This window comes from Sorangium sp. So ce1036, assembly GCF_051369805.1.
Lineage (GTDB): Bacteria > Myxococcota_A > Polyangia > Polyangiales > Polyangiaceae > Sorangium > Sorangium cellulosum_F.
The window spans coordinates 2,749,270-2,770,034 of sequence record NZ_JBBMOX010000001.1 but is presented as its reverse complement, the minus strand read 5'-3'; the positions used below and the strand labels follow the sequence as shown (position 1 = coordinate 2,770,034).

Sequence of the window (20,765 nt, the reverse complement as noted above, 5' to 3'; positions counted from 1 at the left end):
CGCGACGGCGGCATTACCGTTCTCCACGGCGCCGCGCGCGCCATGGCATGGCCCTCTCCCCCGCCCTTCCCACCATCGCTCCGGCGCAGCGCTCGGACGCGCGGGCCTTCGCGGCCTACCTCGTCGAGCACATGGCCGAGTCCGGCCGGCAAGGCGTCCCGCACTTCGCCGTCACGACCTCGCTCGTCCCCGAGGAGGTCGAGCAGAGCGCGCTCGACCGCTGGAGCCGCGCGCTCAGCGAGCCGCTCTGGGGGCGGGCCTGGCTGCTCCGGGTGAGCGCCCCCCGGACGCGCATCATCGGACACATCGAGCTGCGAGGCGGTCGCGTTCCGTCAGAAAATCACCGTGCGGTCGTCGCCATGGGCATCCTCGGCCCCTACACGGGCCAGGGGCACGGCCGGCGCCTGCTCGAGACGGCGATCGCGTGGGCCCGTGACGAGGCGGGCCTCTCGTACCTCGATCTCGGCGTCTTCTCGAACAACGAGCGCGCCCGGCGGCTCTACGCGCGCATGGGCTTCATCCCGGTGGGCACCCGCGAGGACGCCTTCCGGGTGGACGGGGTCCCCCTGGACGACATCCAGATGACCCTCGCGCTCCGCCCCCCCGGCCAGCGCACCACGCCCGTCCGCTGAGCGGCCGTGCCACCGCGCGGCGCCCCGGGCGCCCGGCGCGGCGCCCCGGGGGGTCGGGCCGGGAGGGGCTTCTGCGGCCTCGGGGCGCCCGGGCCGCCTCGAGCGCCGCGTGGCCCCGAGGCGCCGTGGAGGGTACCCATCGCCGCGCGGATCGGTCATGACGGTACCCGCCGTTCTGGGCGCCTGTCTGTCGATCCGGCCTCCCTGCCGGCGTCGGGTGCCTCCCGGCCGCCACCGCAGTCCATCGCCACCGAAAGCCACCATGCGCCGCTCGCCGCTTCTGCCGATCTTCCTGACTGTCTTCGTCGATGTCCTCGGCCTCACGCTCGTCCTGCCGCTGCTCCCGTTCTACGCCGAGCACTTCGGCGCCACGCCGCTCGTCGTCGGCCTGCTCGCGGCGAGCTACGCCGTGTGCCAGCTCGTCTCGGGGCCGATCCTCGGGCGGATCTCCGACCGGGCGGGCCGCAAGCCGACGCTGCTCGCGAGCCAGATGGGCACCTTCATCGGCTTCCTGGTGCTCGGCTCGGCGGACTCGCTCTGGATGCTGTTCCTGGGGAGGATCATCGACGGCCTCACGGCCGGGAACCTGACGATCGCGCAGGCGTACATCAGCGACGTGACCCGGCCGGAGGAGCGCACCAAGGCGTTCGGCCTCATCGGCATCGCCTTCGGCGGCGGGTTCCTCCTCGGCCCGGCCATCTCGGGGTTCCTCGCGCACCGGTTCGGCTACGCGTCCCCGGCCTTCGGCGCGGCGGCGCTGTCGCTGACGGCGATCATCCTGACGGCCGCGCTGCTGCCCGCGAAGCAGCCCGCGCCGGCGGCCTCGCCCGCCGGCGCTGCGCCGCCGGCGCCGCTCGGCCGCGGCAACGCCTTCCGCCGGTTCTTCGACCGGCCGCTCCCGCGCCGCCGGTTGCTCGAGTTCCTCGCCTTCTCGCTCTCGTTCTCGACGCTCATCGGCGGCCTCGCGCTCTTCCTGGAGCGGCGCTTCGCGTTCGACGTCGAGAAGACGGGCTACCTCTACGCCTTCTCCGGCCTCGTGGGCGGGAGCATCCAGGGGGGCATCGGCCGGCTGGTCAAGCGGCTCGGCGAGGAGCGGCTCGCGCGGGTCGGCTTCTCGGCGATGGTCGTCGGCTACGGCCTGCTCGGCGTGGCGTACGACCTGCCCACGCTGCTGCTGCTCGTGGCGGTGGCGGCGTTCGGCGCGGCGGTGGTGCGGCCGAGCATCACCACGCTGCTGACGAAGAGCGTGGGCCGCGACGAGCAGGGCGCGGCGCTCGGCGTGAGCCAGTCGCTGGCGAGCGTCTCGCAGATCGTCGGTCCCATCGCCGCCGGGTGGCTGATCGAGCACCGGGCGCTCGCGGCATACGGCCTGATGGCCGCGAGCTTCGCGGCCCTCGGCGTCCTGCTCGGCGCGCAGAAGATCCCGGCCGGCGAGCCGGTCGAGTCCTGAGCGGCGCGCCTCCGGGGGGTGGGGGCCTCCGGGGGCTCAGGCGCGCGCGCCCTTCACGAAGGGCACGACCGCCTCGACGAGCGGCGGCATCACGTCGTCGAGCCTGCGGGGGTTCTCCCAGGCGAACGGCTCGATCAGGCGCGACGGGCGCAGGCCGACGCGGCGGCGCGAGCACTCCACGATGAGCGACAGCGCGCCGTGGCGATCGTGGAGCCAGTCGACCTCCAGGCCCGCCTTGCGGAACCCCCAGGCGGAGCGGACGTACGACATCGCGCGGTACGGCCTGCGATCCGCGGCGCGCGCGACGCGCAGGGCATAGGCGTGGTGCTCGGCGACGTCGTCGACGGGCCAGAGCCGGTGCGCGGGCGGGTACAGCACGGCGCCGCCGGCGCTGTGCAGCGACAGCGCGCGGTCGATCCGGCGCGAGGACAGCGCGTGCGCGATGGCCTCGACCTCCGGCTCGCTGCCCGGGCGGCTGCCGGGCGAGCAGACGAGCCCGACGAGGCGCTGCACGACGCCGCGCTCGTACCAGCCGGCGTCGAAGTTCCGGTTGAGGTCGACGCCGCGGGCGTTGCCGCGCACGTACCGGTGGCGCCCGGCGCGGAGGTTCATCTCGACGCGGAGGAGGCCGTCGGGGTTCATGATGGGGACGGCGAAGATCGATCGGCCGCCGAGATCCTCGGCCACGAGGCGCTCGAGCAGCGCGAGGTGGGTCTCGATGCCGATCCACCCGAGCGGGTGGATCCCCGACAGGATCACGGTCGTCCGCCCGCGGTCGCGCAGCCAGGCGCCCGCGGGGGCGCCCTGGCCCGGCGGACCGGCGCGGTCGGCCGGCAGCGCGAGGGCGGGCTCGTCCGGCGCCGGCGCGTCCGGGCCGCCGGGCGCGCCGATGCCGTCGCGCGCCCCGGGGGGCGGGGCGCCGTTCAGGGATCTCGCCCCGCCGTGGGACGACCTCGCCGCGCCGTACGCTGACAGCATCGCGAGGCCCGCGCCCGCCCGGCCCAGGCCCGCGCCCGCCCGGCTGGAGGCGCCGATCTGCACGGCGAGCAGCGGCTCGCCGCGGACCGAGCGCCCGATGAGCGAGAGCTGCGCGCCCCGATCGGCGAGCCGATCGAGCGCCTCCAGGAGCTCCCCGTACCCGCGGTAAGGACCGAGGCCACGGCGGGCGAGCAGGCGCGAGAGGGGCGTGCGGCGATGTACGAACAGGGCCGCCCTCAGGGCCGCCCGGCCTCGCTCTCCCGACTCCTGATCGGACTCCGGCATGCAGGGCTCACCTTTACCTCAGATGGGGGGAATCATAGAGCACCGGTCGCGTGTTCGCGCGCTTCGGAGCGGGCCGCTGGCCAGCCCCGGATCGCCGTGACAGCGGGCTCAAGCATGGAATTCGATGACAACGGGTGGGCCATTGGACGGATCGAGTTGCTGCCGGCCAGCCACGGCTGGTCGCTGCTGTCGCCGGAGCCCGAGGCGCGGATCGAGGAGCACCGCTGGGCGCACCAGGCGCGCGTCTTCTTCGGCGCGGAGCTCGCGCTGGTGCAGAAGAAGTCGTACCCGTCGGGGGCCACGCCGATGGTCGACGCCGTGGAGGTCGACGTCGCGCGCGCCGGCGGCGCGCCGAGCCGGGTGCTCGTGCTGACGGTGCCGCTGGATCGCGCGCCGGAGGTGCGGGCGGCGGCGGCGGCGGGCGTGCGGGCGATCGGCGGGCGCGGGTTCGACGCGCTGCTCGCGCGCGCGCGGCGGGCCTGGCAGGTGCGCGAGCCGCAGGTCGCCGGCGACGATGCGCGCGCGCCGCTGACGGTGGCCGCGATCCTGGCGGCGGTGCTGCTCGCGCCCGTGGTGCCCCCGGGAGAGGCGACGATCTTCGGGGTGAAGGGGGCGCGGGAGCGGCTCTCGCGGGCGGGCCTCTGACGGGGCGGCGCGGGTCAGGCGCGTCCGTCGGGCGTCCGCTCCCTTCATCGGGTACGATCCGCGGAGGTCCCCATGTCGCTCGCCCCCACGCTCGTCCGCCCGGCCACGCTCGCTGACCTGGAGGCGCTGCCGCCGACGTGGCGCGGCGAGATCCTCGACGACACGCTGTACGCCTTTCCTCGCCCGCGCGCGCCGCACGCGAGCGTCGAGGGCCTGATCACGACCGACCTGACGAACCCGTTCCAGCGCGGGCGCGGCGGCCCCGGCGGCTGGTGGATCCTCCCCGAGCCGAGCATCCAGCTGCCGCGGGCGCCGGAGGTGTCGCCCGACATCGCGGGCTTCCGCCGGGACCGCCTCCCGACGCTCCCCAGCGACGGCCCCATCACCGTCGTGCCGGACTGGGTCTGCGAGATCCTGTCGCCCAGCACCGCGAGCTACGACCAGATCGTCAAGCGCCGCTTTTACGTCAGGATCGGCGTCCAGCACATCTGGTACGTGGACCCCCGCGACCGGACGCTCCTCGTCGCCCAGCACATCGACGGCAGGTGGATGGAGCTCGGCCTCCACGGCCAGGACGAGCGGGTGCGCGCCGCGCCGTTCGACGCGATCGAGATCGACCTCGCGGCGTGGTGGGACGGCCTCGCGCCGGGAGCGAGCGACGATCCCTGACGGCGGGCGCCGCCGGCGCGGACGCCCTCCTCCGGGGGCCGAGGCGCCACGGAGCGGCGCGCCAGCCAGGCTCTGCCGGCGCCCCGGCCCCTCCGCGACGAACCTGGGACGAACCCGGGCGACGACGTACTAGCGTGCGCGCCCGTGCGCTCCCGCTTCCCGCTCGTGGCCGTCCTGTTCTTCGTCTCTGGCGCCACCGGGCTCCTCTACGAGGTCGCCTTCTCCAAGCAGCTCGCCTACGTCTTCGGCGCCACCGCCTACGCCGTCAGCACGGTCCTCGCCGCCTTCATGGGCGGCCTCGCGCTCGGCGCGCACCTCGGCGGCCGCCACGCCGCGGCCGCCCGCCGTCCGCTCGTCGCCTACGGCGTGCTCGAGGCCATCGTCGGCGCCATCTGCGCGGTCTCGCCGTTCCTGTTCGAGGCGCTGACCTCGGCCTATGTCGGCGTCGTCCGCGCCGCGCCCGACTCGCTCGCGCTGCTCACCGCGGCGCGCGCCGCGCTGACCGCCCTCGTGGTCGTCGTCCCCACGGTCGCGATGGGCGCCACGCTCCCCGTGCTCTCGCGCATCCTCCGCGCCGAGGGCGCTCCCGAGGGCGGCGCGCCCCCCTCCGAGCACGACGCCGCGCGCCGCCTCGCCTCGCTGTACGCCATCAACACGGCCGGCGGCGCGGCCGGCGCGCTCTCCGGCGCCTACGTCGTCCTGCCGCACCTCGGCATCCGCGGCGCGCTCTGGTCCGCGGCGATCGCGAACCTCCTCCTCGGCGCCGTCGCCGTCGCCGCCGGGCTCCGCGGCCCCGCGCTCGGCCCCGCCGCCGCGCCCCCCCGCGCCCCGGACGCCCGCGCCGCGGAGGCCGGCGCCACGGCGGCGCGCGCCGCGGAGGCCGGCGTCCCGGCCGACCGCGCCGCGGAGGCCGGCGCCCCGTGCGCTCCCCTCCCGGCCGCGACCGGCCCCGCCGAGCCGGCCTTCCTGCTGCTGCTCGCGTTCGCCTCGGGCTTCCTCGTCTTCGCCGCCGAGGTGGTCCAGACGCACCTGCTCGCGCTCCTCATCGGCAACAGCGCCTACGCCTTCGGGCTGATGCTCGCCGTCTTCCTCGTCTGCCTCGCGGCGGGCGCCGCGCGCTCGCCCGCCCTCGCGCGGCGCCACGGCGACAGCGCGCTCTTCCGCGGCCTCGTCGCCGCGGCCCTCTCGCTCGCCGCCACCATCCCGCTCTGGGATCAGCTCCCGTGGCTCTTCGCGTTCGCCGGCGAGCACGTCCACGGGTGGGCCGGCCGGGAGGGGGTCCGCGCGCTCGCCGCGCTCGCGATCCTCGCGCTGCCCACGCTGTGCATGGGCCTCACCTTCCCCCTGCTCCTCGCGCGCGCCGCCGCGCACGCCGACGTCGCCGCGCGCGTCGGCAGGCTGACCGCCGCGAACACGCTGGGCACGATCGCCGGCTCCATCATCACCGGCTACCTGCTCCTGCCCGCGCTCGGCTCGGAGCGCGCCCTCGTCGCGATCGCCCTGGCCTTCGCCCTCCTCGCCGTCCTCGCCGCGGCGCGCGCGGGCGTGGAGCCCCGCCGCGCCCTCGCGCTGGCCGCCGCCGCGGCCGTCCTCGCGGCGCTCGCGCCCCGCTGGGACATGGCCCGCATGACGAGCGGCGCGAACGTCTACTTCGCCATGGGGCCGCGGCCCGAGCGCCTCGACTTCGTGCGCGAGGACGTGCACGGCGGCGTCACCACGGTCGCGCGCCGCGCGGGCGTCACGACCCTGTACACGAACGGCAAGTTCCAGGGCGACGACGGCCCCGAGATGACGGCGCAGCGGCGGTTCGCGCATTTCCCGTCGCTCTTCGTCCGCGAGCCGCGGAGCGCGCTCGTGATCGGGCTCGGCACGGGCACGACCACCGGCACCCTCGCGGCCTACCCCTTCGCGCGCATCGACGTCGCCGAGATCTCCCCGGCGATCGTCGAGGCCTCGCGGCGCTTCTTCGCGGGCCCGAGCCTGGGCGCGCTCGACGATCCCCGCGTGCGCCTCTCGCTCAACGACGGCAGGAACGAGCTGCTCGTCGCGCAGACCCGCTACGACCTCATCGCCATCGAGCTCACCAGCGTCTGGTTCGCGGGCGCCGCGAGCCTGTACAGCCGCGAGTTCTACGAGCTCGCCCGGTCGCGGCTCACCGCGGACGGCGTCCTCCAGCAGTGGGTGCAGCTCCATCACATCCGGCGGCGGGAGCTCGCCGTCGTGGTGCGGACCATGCGCAGCGCCTTCCCGCACGTGGCGCTGTTCGTGGGCGGCGCGCAGGGCATCCTGGTCGCGAGCGCCGAGCCGCTCGTCGCCTCCGGGGCGCGCCTCGCGGAGCTCGAGGCGCGCCCCGCGGTCCAGGCGACGCTCGCCGGCGCGCGGCTGCCCGACCTGCTCGACGACCTCGTGGCCTCGGGCGAGGAGCTCGATCGGTTCATCGCCGACGCGGCCGAGGACGGCGGTCCGATCGTGTCCACGGACGACAACCTCTACCTCGAGTACGCCACCCCGAAGGGCAACGTGCTCCCGTACGACGAGTCGCTCGCCGCGTCGCTCGCGCTCCTCGCGCAGTACCGGACGCGGGCGCCGCGCGCGCGGCACCTCGCGCCGTGAGAGGTGGTGGGGCGCGTCGAGGGCTCAGCCCCCGGCCGCGAGGGCCGCTCAGCCCACGCCCGCGAGGCCGCTCAGCCCCCGCCCGTCGGCGACGCGCCGTCCTTTGCGGGCGCGCCCTCCTTGGCCGGCGGGAGGGGCTCGCCCTCCTGCGCCGCGTTGCCCGGCGGCCCGACCTGCACCGGCTTGATCTCGTCGCCGGTGGCCACGAAGCCCTTGCGGGGCGGCGGCGCCGGCCGCTGCCGCGCCTGCTCGGCGCGCAGCTTGCGTTCTTCCAGGCTCAGCACCTCCAGCGCGAGGCCGCCCGCGTACGGGTCCTTGCCGAGGAAGGGGCGCCCGTTCACCTCGGCCACGTGGAACTCGACGCGACGGTTCTCGCTGCGCCCCGCCGCGATCTCGTTCGGCCCGAGCGGGCGCGACTCGCCGAAGCCGACCGCGATGAGCCGGGTGCTCTCGATCCCGCGGTCGACCAGCCAGTCGGCGACCGCGAGGGCGCGCTGCGCGCTGAGCTCCTGGTTGTGCTCCTCGCTCGCCTGCGCGTCGGTGTGCCCCTCGATGCGCAGGCGCGTCACCTCCGGGTGCTCCTTGAGGAACTGGAGCAGCGTCTCCAGCGTCTTCTCGCTGCCCGGCCGGATCGCGGCCTGGTTCGTGTTGAAGACGATCTTGCCCTCGATGAAGACCTGGCTCTCCCCGCCCTTCTCCGACCACGGGCGCTCCGGATACCAGCGTGGGAGTGCGCGCTGCTCCTCGGCGCGCGGCAGGTCGCGCGGCGGCAGCCGGTTGTCCCCGCATCCGTGGCCGGCCTGCACGACGGCGATCGCCGCCGCGACGGCGAACGGCAGGGCGGTGCGTCCTGCCTGCTTCCTCTTCGAGTCCATCTCGTCCTTTAGCGTGTCAGAACCGGCGCTCGAACCGCAAGTAAACCTGGCGGCAGCGGCGGCGGGGCCCGTGGGGTGCTCCCCGGAGGGGCGCTCGTGCCGGCGGGCCACGAGAGGGGCACGCCGGAACGCGAGCCCCGGAGGCGAGCGCCTCATGGGCCCCGCGCCCCGCCACCGCTGCCGCGGGGCCGACCGGCGCGCCGGGCGGCTTGTGGTAAAGGAAGGATCCCATGCCTGCGCCGTCGCTCACCGCCGAGGGCTCCCCTGTCGATCACAAGCTGGCCGGCCTGCGCGCCCGCCTCCGGGAGCTCGGCTCCGTCCTCGTCTGTTATTCCGGAGGGGTCGACAGCGCCTTCGTCCTCGCGGTCGCCCATCAGGAGCTCGGCCCGAGGGCCGTCGGCATGACCGCGGTCTCGCCGAGCCTCGCGCCGGCCGAGAAGGAGGAGGCCGCGGCGATCGCCCGGCTGATCGGCGCCGATCACCGGCTGGTCGAGTCGTCGGAGATCGACGACCCGAGCTACGTGGCGAACAACCCCGACCGCTGCTTCCACTGCAAGAGCGAGCTCTACCGGATCGCCGCGCGGAAGCGGGCCGAGTGGAGCCTCGCGGCGATCCTGAACGGCACCAACACGGACGACCTCGGCGACTACCGCCCTGGCCTCGAGGCGGCGCGGGAGGCGGGCGTGCTGAGCCCCCTCGTCGAGCTCGGCTTCAGCAAGGCCGACGTGCGCGCCGGCGCGGCGCGCGTCGGCCTGCCCATCTGGGACAAGCCGGCGGCCGCCTGCCTCTCGAGCCGCATCCCCTACGGCACCAGCGTCACGCGCGAGCGGCTCGCCCAGATCGGCGGCTTCGAGGCCGCCCTGCGCAGCATGGGGTTTCGCCAGGTCCGCGTCCGCTACCACGACGAGCTCGCCCGCATCGAGCTCGACGCGGGCGAGCTCGCGCGCGCCGCCGAGCCGTCGATCCGCGCCGAGATCGTGGCCGCCGGCAAGCGGCACGGCTTCCGCTACGTGACGCTCGACCTCGGCGGCTACCGGACTGGCAGCCACAACGAGGTGCTCGTGGGCCGCGCCCTCAAGATCGTGAGCTGACCCCGGCGGAGACGCGGAGCGCGCGGCTCGCGGCGGCTCCGCCGGGCGCCCGATGAGGGCGACCTCCGCGGCCCATGACGCGGCGCCGAGCGGGTGACCGTGGCCTCGCATCCGTTGCCACGCCGTGGGGCTCGCCGCATACTCGATCCATGAGCGAAGCCACCGCTGAGCCGATCGTCATCTACCGCAGCGTCAACCGTGACGGCGCGACGTTCGCGCTCGAGCCGCGGTCGCTCGATCGACTCCGCACCATGTTCGGATCGGCGGTGCGCGCTCGCGACCGGATCTTCATCGCGCACGAGACGCGGGCTGACTACGAAGAGGTGCAGGGGAGCATCGCGCCGCAGATCGTGATTCTCCTGACAGGCCTCAGCGAGGATCACCTGCGACCGCTCGGCGGCGTCGTGTTCCGCGACCCGGTCAGCGAGAAGGATCTCCCGCGGACGGCGGCATAGGCTCGGCTGCGCTGCCGTTCCCGACGCTGCCTGGACCGCCCTCGACGACACACAGCTCGTCCGGCCATCGGTCGAGGTAAAGGTCGAGGGCACCCCCCCAGCCGTGTGCAACGTTCGTTTCGAGCTCGACATCCACGGCGAAGATGAGCGTGTCCGTGGTCGCGTCTTCGTCGGAGCGCGGGCGCCGCCCTGAGCTGGTTCGCGCCATCGCGACATAAGCTTCCCTCATCTGGAACAGATCCCGGCGCGGGATGATGAGGGATCTCCAGCTCGCCGGGAGCCGCACGAGGAGCATGTAGAAGAGCTCTATGGCCTGCTGCGTCCGCAGCTGCTGACGCGACAGTTTGAACGTGGCGCGCACGCGCCTCGCGCCCGAGCTCTCCATGTGGCCCTCGATCGGCTCGGCCTTCGCGGTCTTCACCTGAACCCGGCGCGTCGTCTTGTCGCGGTCGTCGATCACGAACGCGTCATCGCCCACGTCGACCACAGGCACCGCGACGTTCCAGCCGCGCAGCAGCAGCTCCGACATCGCGTGGTACTCGCCCGCCCTCCCGAAGTGTGTCCTCTTGCTGATCATTTACCCGTGCTGGATCTTGGCATGTCGGGGCGCCGCCCGTGGCACGAAGGTCTGGACACGCCGCACGCCCATCTGGACACGCCGCACGCCCATCTGGACACGCCGCACGCCCATCTGGACACGCCGCACGCCCATCTGGACACGCCGCACGCCCATCTGGACACGCCGCACGCCCATCTGGACACGCCGCACGCCCATCCGGACACGCCGCAGCCCATCCGGACACGCCGCAGCCCATCCGGACACGCCGCTTCCCTGCCTTCGCGCCGTGCGGCGGCGCCGCACGTGCCCGCCCGCGCGGCCTCACATCAGCGTCGCGCGCGCCGCCTTGGCGCGCTCGTCGCGCTCCTTCATGTGCTCCAGGATGATCACCGCCGTCTCCTCGATGGCGCGCCCGGTGACGTCGACCACCGGCCACTCCGGGTGCGCGTCGAAGAGCCGACGCGCGAACTCCAGCTCCTGCCGGACGTGCTCGCGCATCGCGTAGTTCGTCTCCGCGGGCATCCCGAGCTGGCGCAGGCGCGCCTGCCGGATCTCGCAGAGCTGGTCGATCCCGATGGTGAGGCCCACGATCCTGTCCTGAGGGGCCTCCATCAGCTCGAGCGGCGGCGGGACGCCGAGCACCAGGGGGTAGTTCGCGACCTTGAGGCCGCGCTGCGCGAGCAGCGTCGAGAGCGGCGTCTTCGATGTGCGGGAGACGCCCACGAGGACGATGTCCGCCTTCCTGAAGTTCCGCGGCTCCTTGCCGTCGTCGCTCTTGACGGCGAACTCGACCGCCTCGATGCGCCGGAAATACTCCTCGCTGAGCGGGAGCATCGCGCTCGGCAGGTTGATCGGCTCCCGGTCGAGGAAGGTGCCGAGCCGGACGATGAGCGAGCCGATCAGATCGATCGCCTCGATGTTCAGCTCGGCCGTGGAGGCGTGGACGAACTCGCGCAGCTCGGGGCTGACCACGGTGAACACGACGAGCGCGCCCTCCCGGGCCGCGCGCTCCAGCACGGGCCGCGCGACCTCCTGCATCCGCACGCGGGTGTGGAGGCGGATCTGCACGCCCGCCTTCGGGTACTGGAGCAGCGCCGCGCGTACGGCCTTCTCCGCCGTCTCTCCCGTGGAGTCGCTCAGGACGTCGATGAACTTCGGCTTATCCATGTCCGATGCTCCCCCTCGCCATCTCGGCAGCGGCGCTCGAGGCAGGGCCCGTGCCTCGGTCAGTCAGGGACGCAGAGGATCGCCCGCGGGCGCGCGCGCCGTCAACCGAACAGCCCTCTCAGCTTCTCCATGAACGAGGACTGCTGAGGTTGCACGTTCTCGCCGAGCTCCTTCGCGAGCTGCGCGATGAGCTCCTTCTGGGACGCGGTGAGCTGCGTCGGCACCTCGACGCTCACCTCGACCAGCTGATCGCCGCGCCCGCCGACGACGCGGCGCGGTATGCCCTTGCCCTTGATCCGGAGCACCGAGCCGGGCTGGGTGCCCGGGGGGATCCGCAGCTTGCCTTTGCCGTCGAGCGTCGGGATCTCCAGCTCGCCGCCGAGCGCCGCGCGCGCGAACGAGATCGGCACGGCGCACACGACGTCGTCGCCGATGCGGCGGAAGAGCTCGTGCGGCGCGACGCGGATCGTGAGCTCGAGGTCGCCCGGCCCGCGGCCCTCGCGGGAGGTGTTGCCCCCGCGCTCCACGAGCCGGGTCGCGCCGTTCTCCACGCCCGGCGGGATGGTCACCTCGATGGTCTTCTGCTTGGCCGCGAGGCCCGCGCCGCGGCACGTCTTGCACGGGTCGGTCACGATCCGACCCGAGCCGCGGCACCGCCCGCAGGGGCGCTCGATCGCGATCGGGAACATGCCCTGCTGCATGCGGACGCGGCCGCGCCCCGCGCACGCCGAGCAGCGCTCGGTCTGCGCCCCGGGCGCGGAGCCCGAGCCGGCGCAGTCGCCGCAGGGCTCGATGCGATCGTAGGTGATCTGCTTGGTGCAGCCGAACGCCGCCTCCTCGAAGCTGATCCGCACCTCTTTCTGCAGCGTCCCGCGATCGCCGACCCGGATGCCGAGGGCGCCGAGGAGGTCGCCGAAGATGGAGTCGAGGTTCAGATCGTGCATATCGAAGGGCACGCCCTGGAAGCCCGGGCCCCCGGCGGCGGCGCCGACGGCGGCCGGGCCGAATCGATCGAACGCCGCGCGCTTCTGCGGATCGCTCAGGATCTGGTACGCCGCGTTCAGCTCCTTGAAGCGGACGTGCGCCCCCTGATCCCCCGGGTTCTTGTCGGGATGGTGCTGCGCGGCGAGGCGCCGGAAAGCGCTTTTGATCTCATCCTGCGTCGAGGAGCGCTCGACGCCCAGAACTTCGTACGGATCCCGCACGAGGTGCGAAATAGCATCGATCGCCCCGCCGGGACAGCGCCTAGCAGGGCGCTCATTCCGCCGATTTCGCGTCCGCTCCGGCGAGGTCGCGCTTCATCACCTTGCCCGTCGGGTTGCGCGGCAAGGCGTCGAGGAAGACGACCTCGCGGGGGACCTTGGGGCCCGCGAGCTGGGCGCGGCAGTGCGCCTTGATGTCCTCCTCGCTCGCGGCCGCCCCGGGGCGCAGGGCGACGAACGCGCGCACGCGCTCGCCGAGGTCGCGATCGGGCGCGCCCACCACGGCCGCCTCGGCGACCGCCGGGTGGTCGTGGAGGACCGACTCGACCTCCGCGGGGTACACGTTCACGCCGCCCGAGATGATGAGGTCCCGCTTGCGGCCTTCGATGTGGTAGCAGCCGCGCACGTCGCGGCGCGCGAGGTCGCCGACCGAGAAGTAGCCGTCCAGCATCGACGCGCGCGTGGACTCGGGATCTCCGTGGTAGCCGGAGACGAGCAGGGGGCTCCTTGCGTAGAGCTCCCCCACCTCGCCGTCCCTGCACGGCCGCCCGTCCTCGCCCACGAGCAGGAGCTCGCTGCCGGCGACGGGGCGCCCGATGGTGCCCGGCGACGCGCGCAGATCCTCGGGGCCCGCGATCGTGACGATGCCCGTCTCGGTCGCGCCGTAGAGGTTGTAGAGCCGGTCGCCGAACACGCCCATCACCTCCGACGCGAGCGCCGGCGAGAGCGGCGCGCCGCCCGTGAAGATCGCGGTGAGCGACGACGTGTCGTGGGCGCGGAGGCGCGCCTCGCCGAGCTCGAGCACGCGCTGGAGCATCGTCGGGACGACGGCCGTGGTGGTCACGCGGTAACGCTGGATCGCCTCGAGGAAGAGCTCGGGCCGGAACTCCGGGAGGACGACGATCGTCGCGCCGAGCACGAGCGACATGGTGACGAAGCCGAACGCCGTGAGGTGGTAGAGCGGGCAGACGGCGAGGTGCACGTCGCCCACGCGCATCGGGGTCGCGCCGATCGCCCCGAGCGCCGACACGGCGGCCCCGCCGCCGAAGCCGCGCACCGCGCCCTTCGGCTTGCCGGTGGTGCCGGAGGTGTACATCACCACGGCGGCGCGCTCGCTCCGATCCGGCGCGGCGCCGCGCTCGGCCATGAGCTCGTCGAGGTGCGAGAAGCCCGGGGCGCGCTCGCCGATCGCGATCATGCGCTCGCGCGGGATCCCCTCGAGCCGCGGCGCGGCCTCGCCGATCACGTCCGCGATGTCGGAGTCGAACAGGAGCAGGCTCGCCCCGGAGTGGCCGGCGAGGTAGGCGAGCTCCGCCGGGGTCGAGCGCCACGAGGCCGTCACCACGGAGCCGCCGACGCGGGCGATCGCGACCTGGCAGATCAGGAACTCGGGGCGGTTCTTGAGCACGAGGAGCGCCGTCGCGCCCGGGTCGACGCCGCGCCGATCGAGCGCGAGGCCCAGCCGATCGATGCGCTCGTTCAGCTCGAAGAAGGAGTAGACCCGATCCTCGCCCCGGTCGTCCGCCGCGCCGCCGGCCGCGCGCGACGCGAGGCTCCGCGGGTCGACGACCGCGATCCGGTGCGGGCTGTTCTCGGCGTGAAACCGGAACAGCAGCGACGGGTTCGCCTTGCCCCGCGCGAGCTCGCGCGCGAGGACCTTGAGCCCCGGCCAACGCAGCGCGGCGAGGAGCCCCGACCGCGCCACCGCCCGCCCGGCCACGCGAGCCCCTTCCGTGAGAGCGCTCATCTTGCGCCGCCCGCCGGAGAGCGCCGCGAGCACGCGAGGACCATCCATGGGGGCGACTTTACTCTGGCTCGCGCGCGCCGTGATAGGGTGGCGCCGTGACGGAGACCGATCGCCGCTCTACCCCGCGCGCCGCCATCGAGCTGAGCGTGGAGTACAAACGATTGAACACGTTCTTCGCCGACTACACGCGCAACATCTCCAAGGGCGGGATGTTCATCGGAACGGATCGCCCGCTCGCGGTCGGCACCGAGTTCGTGTTCGCCCTCTCGATCCGCACCCTGCCGGAGCCGCTCCGCCTCCGGGGGCAGGTGAAGCGGATCGTGATGCCGTCCGAGGCGACGGAGGGCTCTCCGCCGGGGATGGGGATCGAGTTCCAGTACGAGAGCGACGCGGAGCGGGCCGCGACCGAGTCGATCGTCGAGCAGCTGATGATGAACGAGCTCGGGGAGACGCTCGCGTCCAAGCTGCTCGGCAGGAGGCTCGGCGAGGGCTCTCGGTAGCGCTCGGGCCCGGTCGCCGGGGGGTGCGCACGCGCGTCCCCCGTGTACACTGCCCCGCAATGTCGCCGTCGACCTTGTCCCCCCGGCGCCGTCTCGCCCGGGGCCTCGCCGCGCTCGCGCTCGCGCTCTCTCCCGTCGCCTGCGGAGCCTCTGGCCCGTCGGGGGCGAAGGGGCCGCCCGGCGCCGCCGAGGGTCGCGTCGCTCCGGTCGACGTCCGCGACGCCGATTTCTCCGCGAGCCTCTACTCGATCGTGCGAGACGGCGAGCCGAGCGCGCAGCGCGCGGGCCTGCTCATCGGCGTCGTCCGCAGGCAGCTCGCGCACGCCGCGGCGCGCTTCAACGCGGGGCACCCCGACCGCGGCCTCCAGAGCGTGCTCGGCGCGCTCTACCTCGTCCGGCCCGGCGAGGGCCGCGCCGAGATGATCGACGCCGTGGGCGAGCGCGCGCTCGCGGGCGCGATCGAGCGGCTGAGCCCCCGCGGCGACGAGGGGCGGGTGCAGGCCCTGATGGAGCTCCGCGCCGCCGCGCTGCCGCGCGGCAGCCGGGCCCGCGCCGAGGTCGACGAGCACCTCGCCGCGCTCGCCCGCTGGATGAAGGACACGCGCACCGGCGGGCCGCTCGAGCGGCTCGGCATGGACCAGCGCGCGTCGGTCGCTCGCGCCCTCGTCGACAGCCGCCCGGAGTCGATCCAGCGCGCCGCCGCCGCCACCGCGGCGTGGATCGACCTGGCGATCGAGTTCAACATCGAGTACCAGCAGGGTGGAAAGAGGCCGGAGCGAGACGAGGCCGTCGAGGCGGCGCGCGCGCTGGAGTCGGGCGGCGCCACCCTGGCCGCGCTGTTCCTCCGCCACGGGGACGCGAAGGGCGCCGTCGAGCAGATCGATCGCACGAGCGCGCGCCGGGTGATCCCGCCCGGGCTCTACCAGCGGCTCAAGGCCGCCGCGACGGAGGACGACGCGGCGTCCTGGCAGGCGCTCGCGATGGCGTTCGCGCACCACGCGGGGCAGGAGCGCGACGTCGAGACCGGGCTCTCGCAGGATCTGCTCGACGGGGCGCTCTGGGGCACGGCCCTCGAGGCCTACCGCCGCGATCCGCGGAGCCAGGACAGCGCCGCGCTCCTCTCACAGCTGATGATCCGCCTCGGCATGTCCGAGGCGACGCCGCTCGTGGTCGCGGGCGCGCTGGGAGACCGGCCGAGCCTCGACGCGCTCGGGGCGGCGCTCGGGCTCGTGCTGAGCGCGCTCGCCGAGGAGGCGTCGACCGACGACTTCGACGCGGCCCGGCGCACCTACCACGCCGCGGGGCCGCTGCTCGTGCTCGCGGATCGGGCGGCGCGCAGCGGCGGCGCGCTCGATCCGTCGGGCGCGAGCGTCCGCTCCCTCATGGCGTCGCTCGAGCTGCGCGCCGGCAACCTCGCGGCCGCGCTGCCGCTGCTCCGCGCGGCGACCGCGGCCGAGCCGACGGTCAACGGGCTCACGGTGCTCGCGATGGCCGAGCGGCAGGCGGGCGAGCCCCAGGCCGCCCTGGAGGACGTGCGACGGGCGCTGGGAGCGCCGGACGCGCGCACCTCGCTGCTCGACGTGATCCAGGCGCACGTACTCGCCTTCGAGCTGCACCGCGACGCTGGCACGCACGACCGGGCCAAGGAGTCCCTCGACGCAGCGCTCGCGGCCGCCCTCGACGCCCGGCAGCGCGCGCGAGATCCCGGCACGAAGGCGCGCGTCGAGCGGCTGCTCGGGCGCATCCTCGACGGCTACGGCGACGGGAAGGGGGCGGCCCGGGCGCACGAGCGCGCGTTCGCCCTCGTGACGGCCGATCCCCCGCTGCTCGGGGCGACGATGCTGGACGCAGTCGGGCGCGCGCTCGTCCGGCGCGATCTCCAGAGCGCGCGGCGGGCGCTGAAGCGCGGCCTCGAGGCGAACCTGGACGAAGAGGATCTCGTCTACGGCGGGCTCTGGGTCCTGCTGCTGGAGCGCTCGCTCGGCGTCGCCACCGACGGCACCGCGGGCCGCGCGCTCGAGGGCGCGACGAGCCGCACGTCATGGACGGGGAAGCTCGCCGCGTGGGCGAACGGCAAGCTCAGCGACGCGGAGCTCGGCAGGCTCGCCCAGAGCGCGGCGCAGCGCGTGGAGGCGCAATTCTACACGGCGATGGCCAGGAAGGCGGCCGGCGACGCGGGCGCGGACGAGCAGCTCCGGGCGGTGGCGAAGAGCCCCGTGATCGACCTGCTCGAGGTGCACCTCGCGCGCGACCTGCTGGCCCCCTCGCTGCACCTCGATCTGCCCGCCAGCGCGAGGCTCCCGTAAAGGTGCGATAAGGGTGCGATGTCGGCCCCAGCGCGCGCTTCCGGGGCGCGGCGGGGGGGAGCGAAGTGGAGGACGAGCGCCGCCGAGCGACGCGCGACCGCTGCTGGACAGGAAAAAGGTTCCCAGGCCCGCGCGGTCTTGATGAATCATTGCGTGATGCCCGATGACCGGAACGATCCGCTCGAGAAGCTCGCCGCCGCGCACCGGAGCCTGGAAGAGAACCTGAACGATCTGGCGCGCTCCGCGCGCTCCCTCGGCGATCCTCGCGGGCGCGCCGCCGCGCTCGAGGGGCTCTCCTGCGTCGTCGCCTACTTCGAGCGCTCGATGAGCCGGCACCAGGAGGACGAGGAGCGCTCGCTGTTCCCGCGGCTCGCGGTCCTGGAGTCGGTCGCGCCGACGCTCGATCGGCTCCGGCAGGAGCACAAGGCCCAGCGGCGCGCGCTCGACGAGCTGCGCGCCGCGATCGAGCGGGACGGCGGCGCCGACGCGGCCGAGGCGCTCCCCCCGCTGATCGACGGGCTGCGCGCGGCGTACCAGCGCTACGTGGCCTGCGAGGAGCAGGAGGTCTTTCCGGCGGCTCGCCGGTTCCTCCAGGCCTCCGCGATGCATTCGATCATGAACGAGATGGAGACGCGCCGGGGGCGCGGCGGGCAGGGCAACCCCGCCAAGGGCATCAGCGGCCGTCCATCCCGCCCTGGCGGCATGCGCCGGGGCCCGTAACGCGCCTCGCCGCCCTGGGGGGCGCGGTGCTAGTCGCGCGCGCGGCGGTGCTAGTCGCGCGCGCGGTCGAGCGCCGCGCGCAGGTAGTTCTGCGCTCGCAGCGCGTAGGCCCCGTCGGGGTGCTGCTCCAGGTGAAGGCGGAACGCCTCCGCCGACTGCGCGAACCTCCCCAGCCGGTACAGCGCGACGCCGCGGGCCAGCTGCCGTGGATACGCGCGGTCGAGCGCGGCGAGCTCGTCGATCTTCTTCAGCCGGTACTGCTCCTCGGCGCGCTGCGCCGCCCGGGCGCGCATCGCCGCCGCGAGCGAGCCTGGCCCCTGCTCCCCGGCCCGGTCGGCGCGCGCCGCGATCACCTCCGGAGGCGCCGCGAGCTCCTGCACGTCTCTTCCGGCGCGGAGCGGGCGCAAGAGCAAGAACCGGAACAGCGCGCGCTCCTCGTCGAGCGTCACGTCGAAGGGGCTCCGCTGGAGCCCCACGATGGCGCCCCAGCGCTTCTTGAAGAGCACCCCGAGCACCGTGCCATCCATGGCGACGCGGCGCGCCTCGCCGCCGCCGCGCCGGCTCGCCCCCCCTCTCTCCAGCCACGCGTTCCGCCGCAGCAACCCGACGAAGTTGCCGCCGAGCTCGCGGAGCTCCTCGGTCTCCTCGCCGGTCGCCTCGAACCGGCGCACCTCGCGGACGAACGACCTCTGCTGGTACGCCCGCAGCCGGAGCACCGCCTCGTCCCCCTGAGCGAGCGCCGGGCCCACGGCCGCGAGCACGCGCTTGCGCGCGGCGAACAGCTCGGCCTCCGTGGGGTCACCGCTCCCGTCCACGAGCCCGAAGGCGCGGAACGCGGAGCCGAGCTCGCGCACCTCGGCGTCCAGCCCGAGCTCCTCGGCCTCACGGGCGCGGACGCGGTCCGCCGCCCGCGCGCGAGCGAGCGCCCGCGCATCCGCGAACGGCAGCGGCATCTCGGTCGGCTCCACCGGCCGCGGCACGGCGAGGATCGCCGCGGAGCCCGCGATGAAGACGGCCACGAGCCCCGGCTCCCACCCTTCGAGGTGCCTCCTCCAGCCGCGGCGCGCTCCCGCGCCGCCTCGAGCTCGGGCGCCGGCGCGGCTCGACGGCGCCGAGCCCGGCTCCACGCGCTTGACAGCGACGCTCTCGGCTCGCGACATTGATCGTCTCCTCTGCGCCTCAGGATAACCCGACGCGAGCCGGGTTCCGTGCCGCGCAGTTCGCCAGGGAGGACCGTGCGAGATCACCGCAAGCACCCGCGCAAGCTCATCGGGCTCTCGATCGCCTTCCGGGTCGGGGATGGCCCGCGCATCGATGCGACGTGTCGCGACATCAGCCTCGGTGGGATGTTCATCGAGACGGCCTCGCCGGCCCCCTTCGGAGCGACCATCGAGGTGCTGCTGCCCCTGGCGGGCCTGAAGCAGGCCGCCGCGATCCCGTCGATCGTGCGATGGACCACCCCCGAGGGGATGGGGGTGCAGTTCGGGGCGATGGGCGCGCGGGAGACCTATGCGCTCACGCAGCTCCTCGGCTCGCGCTGATCCGCCGCGCCGCGCCTGGGCGGCGCGCTCAGGCGCGGCGCGCTCAGTCCTCGATGGTCAGCGGGATGTCGATCTGCTGCGGGCCTCCCGCGAAGCGCCCCCTGTAGAGGCCCTCGGCGCAGGCCTGCAACGCCGGCCGGAGCGGCGGATCGAAGCGCAGCGCCGCGATGCCGCCGTCGGGGCGCACGGAGATGCGCAGCGTCGAGACGATCGACCGGCGCACCGAGGACGAGCCGCGCGCGCTCTCGCGCGCGAAGCAGCCCGAGAGCGACGCCTGCACGGAGGCCGGGGTCAGCCTGGAGGGCAGCGGCGCCGCCCCGGCCTCGGGCGCGGGCGCCGCGGGGACGGGCGCCGGCTCGACGGACGACGGCGGCAGCGGCGCTTCGAGCTCCGGGGCGTCGGGTTCGGCGGACTCCGCGGACCTGGCGACCCCGGCGGGCTCCGCGGGCTCGGCGGACTGGGCGGGCTCCTCTGCCAGAGCGGCCACGGCCCGACCCGCGGCAGCCGTGCTCGGCGCCTGCGCGTCGGCGGCCGGCGGCCGCGGGGACGGCGCGGGCGTCGCCACGGAGGGGGCGCCCTCCGGCTGCGCAGGGCGCGGGAGGAGGCGGGCCTCGCGGCCGCCGTCGAGCGAGAACGTGCCGCGCGACGGCCCGACGAGGAGGCGCGCCGTGGTCGCGCCGCGGTACGCGGCGGGGCCGACCGCGACGGTGCCGTGCTCCACGTCGACCTCGACGCGGTCGTCGAGGCGGGTCACGGTGAACAGCGTCCCGTGCACCGCCACCCGGGTGCCGCCCACGTCGACGGCGAACGCCTCGACGAGCCCCTCCTGGGGCGCGCGCGTGACGACCTCGGCGCGCAGCGAGCCCTGCTCGAGCGCGACCACGTGGCCGACCCCCGCCGCGCCGACGGCGCGCACCACGACGCGGCTCCTCGGCAGGAGCGTCCAGCGCACGGAGCCGGCGTCGATGAACGAGACCGCGGCGTCCGCGGTCTCGATGGAATCGCCGGACCGGAGGGCCCGGAAGTCCCGATCGCCGGCCGCGCCGGCGCTCCCTGCGGCCCAGGGCACCTCGGCGAGATCGCGGGCGCGCGGCGCCGCGACGGACGCGACGGGGGGGGCCGAGCGGCTGGCCGCGAGCACCACGAGCGCGATGGCCGCCGCGGCCGCCGCGAACGCGAGCGCGCGCCCGAGCGGCGAGCGCTGCGGCCGCGCCGCGCGAACGGCGGGGGCGGGCGCCTCGAGCCGCGCGAACAGCTCGCGCTCGATGGCGTCCCAGCGCGGCTCCGGGGGCTCTTCGGCGCGCAGCAGCCGGTCCATGTGCTCGCGTGC

Annotated in this window: 19 protein-coding genes; 11 read left to right on the top strand and 8 right to left on the bottom strand. The window is 74.8% G+C overall.

What is annotated here, in order from left to right:
* The first annotated feature begins 47 nt into the window (after nucleotides 1-47).
* Together WMF31_RS10625 and WMF31_RS10620 are read left to right on the top strand one after the other, a co-directional pair.
* Nucleotides 48-632 carry an N-acetyltransferase family protein gene (locus WMF31_RS10625; RefSeq protein ID WP_436601818.1) on the top strand — a complete coding sequence of 195 codons (585 nt, stop codon included), beginning with the start codon at nucleotides 48-50 and terminating at the stop codon, nucleotides 630-632.
* Between the two features lie 262 nt (nucleotides 633-894).
* Nucleotides 895-2,082 (top strand): MFS transporter, encoded by a 1,188-nt coding sequence (locus tag WMF31_RS10620; RefSeq protein WP_436601817.1) that lies wholly within the window; start codon nucleotides 895-897, stop codon nucleotides 2,080-2,082.
* A 36-nt stretch (nucleotides 2,083-2,118) separates the two neighbouring features.
* On the opposite strand, the gene WMF31_RS10615 is transcribed toward WMF31_RS10620, so the two are convergent.
* Nucleotides 2,119-3,345 carry a M14 family metallopeptidase gene (locus WMF31_RS10615; protein ID WP_436601816.1) on the bottom strand — a complete coding sequence of 409 codons (1,227 nt, stop codon included), beginning with the start codon at nucleotides 3,343-3,345 and terminating at the stop codon, nucleotides 2,119-2,121.
* A 114-nt stretch (nucleotides 3,346-3,459) separates the two neighbouring features.
* Here WMF31_RS10615 and WMF31_RS10610 point away from each other — a divergent pair, with 114 nt between their 5' ends.
* The 3 genes from WMF31_RS10610 (at nucleotide 3,460) to WMF31_RS10600 (ending at nucleotide 7,272) form a co-directional block, all read left to right on the top strand.
* Nucleotides 3,460-3,990 (top strand): hypothetical protein, encoded by a 531-nt coding sequence (locus WMF31_RS10610; protein WP_436601815.1) that lies wholly within the window; start codon nucleotides 3,460-3,462, stop codon nucleotides 3,988-3,990.
* Nucleotides 3,991-4,062: 72 nt separating this feature from the next.
* Nucleotides 4,063-4,659, top strand: a complete 597-nt coding sequence (locus WMF31_RS10605; RefSeq protein WP_436601814.1) for a Uma2 family endonuclease — start codon at nucleotides 4,063-4,065, stop codon at nucleotides 4,657-4,659.
* A 144-nt stretch (nucleotides 4,660-4,803) separates the two neighbouring features.
* Entirely contained in the window at nucleotides 4,804-7,272 is a 2,469-nt protein-coding gene (locus tag WMF31_RS10600; RefSeq protein ID WP_436601813.1) for a fused MFS/spermidine synthase, read from the top strand.
* A gap of 71 nt (nucleotides 7,273-7,343) precedes the next feature.
* On the opposite strand, the gene WMF31_RS10595 is transcribed toward WMF31_RS10600, so the two are convergent.
* Entirely contained in the window at nucleotides 7,344-8,147 is an 804-nt protein-coding gene (locus WMF31_RS10595) for an OmpA family protein (RefSeq protein ID WP_436601812.1), read from the bottom strand.
* 230 nt (nucleotides 8,148-8,377) lie between these two features.
* Here WMF31_RS10595 and larE point away from each other — a divergent pair, with 230 nt between their 5' ends.
* Together larE and WMF31_RS10585 are read left to right on the top strand one after the other, a co-directional pair.
* Nucleotides 8,378-9,238, top strand: coding sequence for an ATP-dependent sacrificial sulfur transferase LarE (gene larE, locus WMF31_RS10590; RefSeq protein WP_436601811.1), 861 nt, complete (start codon nucleotides 8,378-8,380; stop codon nucleotides 9,236-9,238).
* Nucleotides 9,239-9,387: 149 nt separating this feature from the next.
* Nucleotides 9,388-9,693, top strand: coding sequence for a hypothetical protein (locus tag WMF31_RS10585; protein WP_436601810.1), 306 nt, complete (start codon nucleotides 9,388-9,390; stop codon nucleotides 9,691-9,693).
* Here WMF31_RS10585 and WMF31_RS10580 read toward each other — a convergent pair.
* From WMF31_RS10580 to WMF31_RS10565, 4 genes are all read right to left on the bottom strand, one after another.
* Nucleotides 9,659-10,270, bottom strand: a complete 612-nt coding sequence (locus WMF31_RS10580) for a hypothetical protein (RefSeq protein ID WP_436601809.1) — start codon at nucleotides 10,268-10,270, stop codon at nucleotides 9,659-9,661. The genes WMF31_RS10585 and WMF31_RS10580 overlap by 35 nt on opposite strands.
* A 303-nt stretch (nucleotides 10,271-10,573) precedes the next feature.
* Nucleotides 10,574-11,419 (bottom strand): pyruvate, water dikinase regulatory protein, encoded by an 846-nt coding sequence (locus WMF31_RS10575; RefSeq protein WP_436601808.1) that lies wholly within the window; start codon nucleotides 11,417-11,419, stop codon nucleotides 10,574-10,576.
* A gap of 101 nt (nucleotides 11,420-11,520) precedes the next feature.
* Nucleotides 11,521-12,624, bottom strand: coding sequence for a molecular chaperone DnaJ (gene dnaJ / locus WMF31_RS10570; protein ID WP_436601807.1), 1,104 nt, complete (start codon nucleotides 12,622-12,624; stop codon nucleotides 11,521-11,523).
* 52 nt (nucleotides 12,625-12,676) lie between these two features.
* Nucleotides 12,677-14,416: a class I adenylate-forming enzyme family protein gene (locus WMF31_RS10565; protein WP_436601806.1), complete on the bottom strand. Its 1,740-nt coding sequence runs from the start codon at nucleotides 14,414-14,416 to the stop codon at nucleotides 12,677-12,679.
* Between the two features lie 47 nt (nucleotides 14,417-14,463).
* Here WMF31_RS10565 and WMF31_RS10560 point away from each other — a divergent pair, with 47 nt between their 5' ends.
* From WMF31_RS10560 to WMF31_RS10550, 3 genes are all read left to right on the top strand, one after another.
* Nucleotides 14,464-14,868, top strand: coding sequence for a PilZ domain-containing protein (locus WMF31_RS10560; RefSeq protein WP_129351254.1), 405 nt, complete (start codon nucleotides 14,464-14,466; stop codon nucleotides 14,866-14,868).
* Between the two features lie 59 nt (nucleotides 14,869-14,927).
* The gene (locus WMF31_RS10555) at nucleotides 14,928-17,174 is read left to right on the top strand and encodes a hypothetical protein (protein WP_436601805.1); all 2,247 of its coding nucleotides are present in this window, start codon (nucleotides 14,928-14,930) and stop codon (nucleotides 17,172-17,174) included.
* Between the two features lie 156 nt (nucleotides 17,175-17,330).
* The gene (locus tag WMF31_RS10550; RefSeq protein WP_129351258.1) at nucleotides 17,331-17,894 is read left to right on the top strand and encodes a hemerythrin domain-containing protein; all 564 of its coding nucleotides are present in this window, start codon (nucleotides 17,331-17,333) and stop codon (nucleotides 17,892-17,894) included.
* A gap of 50 nt (nucleotides 17,895-17,944) precedes the next feature.
* Here WMF31_RS10550 and WMF31_RS10545 read toward each other — a convergent pair whose 3' ends face one another.
* Nucleotides 17,945-19,054, bottom strand: coding sequence for a hypothetical protein (locus WMF31_RS10545; protein ID WP_436601804.1), 1,110 nt, complete (start codon nucleotides 19,052-19,054; stop codon nucleotides 17,945-17,947).
* A 75-nt stretch (nucleotides 19,055-19,129) separates the two neighbouring features.
* On the opposite strand from WMF31_RS10545, the gene WMF31_RS10540 reads away from it, so the two are divergent.
* Nucleotides 19,130-19,435, top strand: a complete 306-nt coding sequence (locus tag WMF31_RS10540; protein WP_436601803.1) for a PilZ domain-containing protein — start codon at nucleotides 19,130-19,132, stop codon at nucleotides 19,433-19,435.
* A 43-nt stretch (nucleotides 19,436-19,478) separates the two neighbouring features.
* On the opposite strand, the gene WMF31_RS10535 is transcribed toward WMF31_RS10540, so the two are convergent.
* Nucleotides 19,479-20,753, bottom strand: a complete 1,275-nt coding sequence (locus WMF31_RS10535) for a FecR domain-containing protein (protein ID WP_436601802.1) — start codon at nucleotides 20,751-20,753, stop codon at nucleotides 19,479-19,481.
* Nucleotides 20,754-20,765 lie beyond the last annotated feature (12 nt).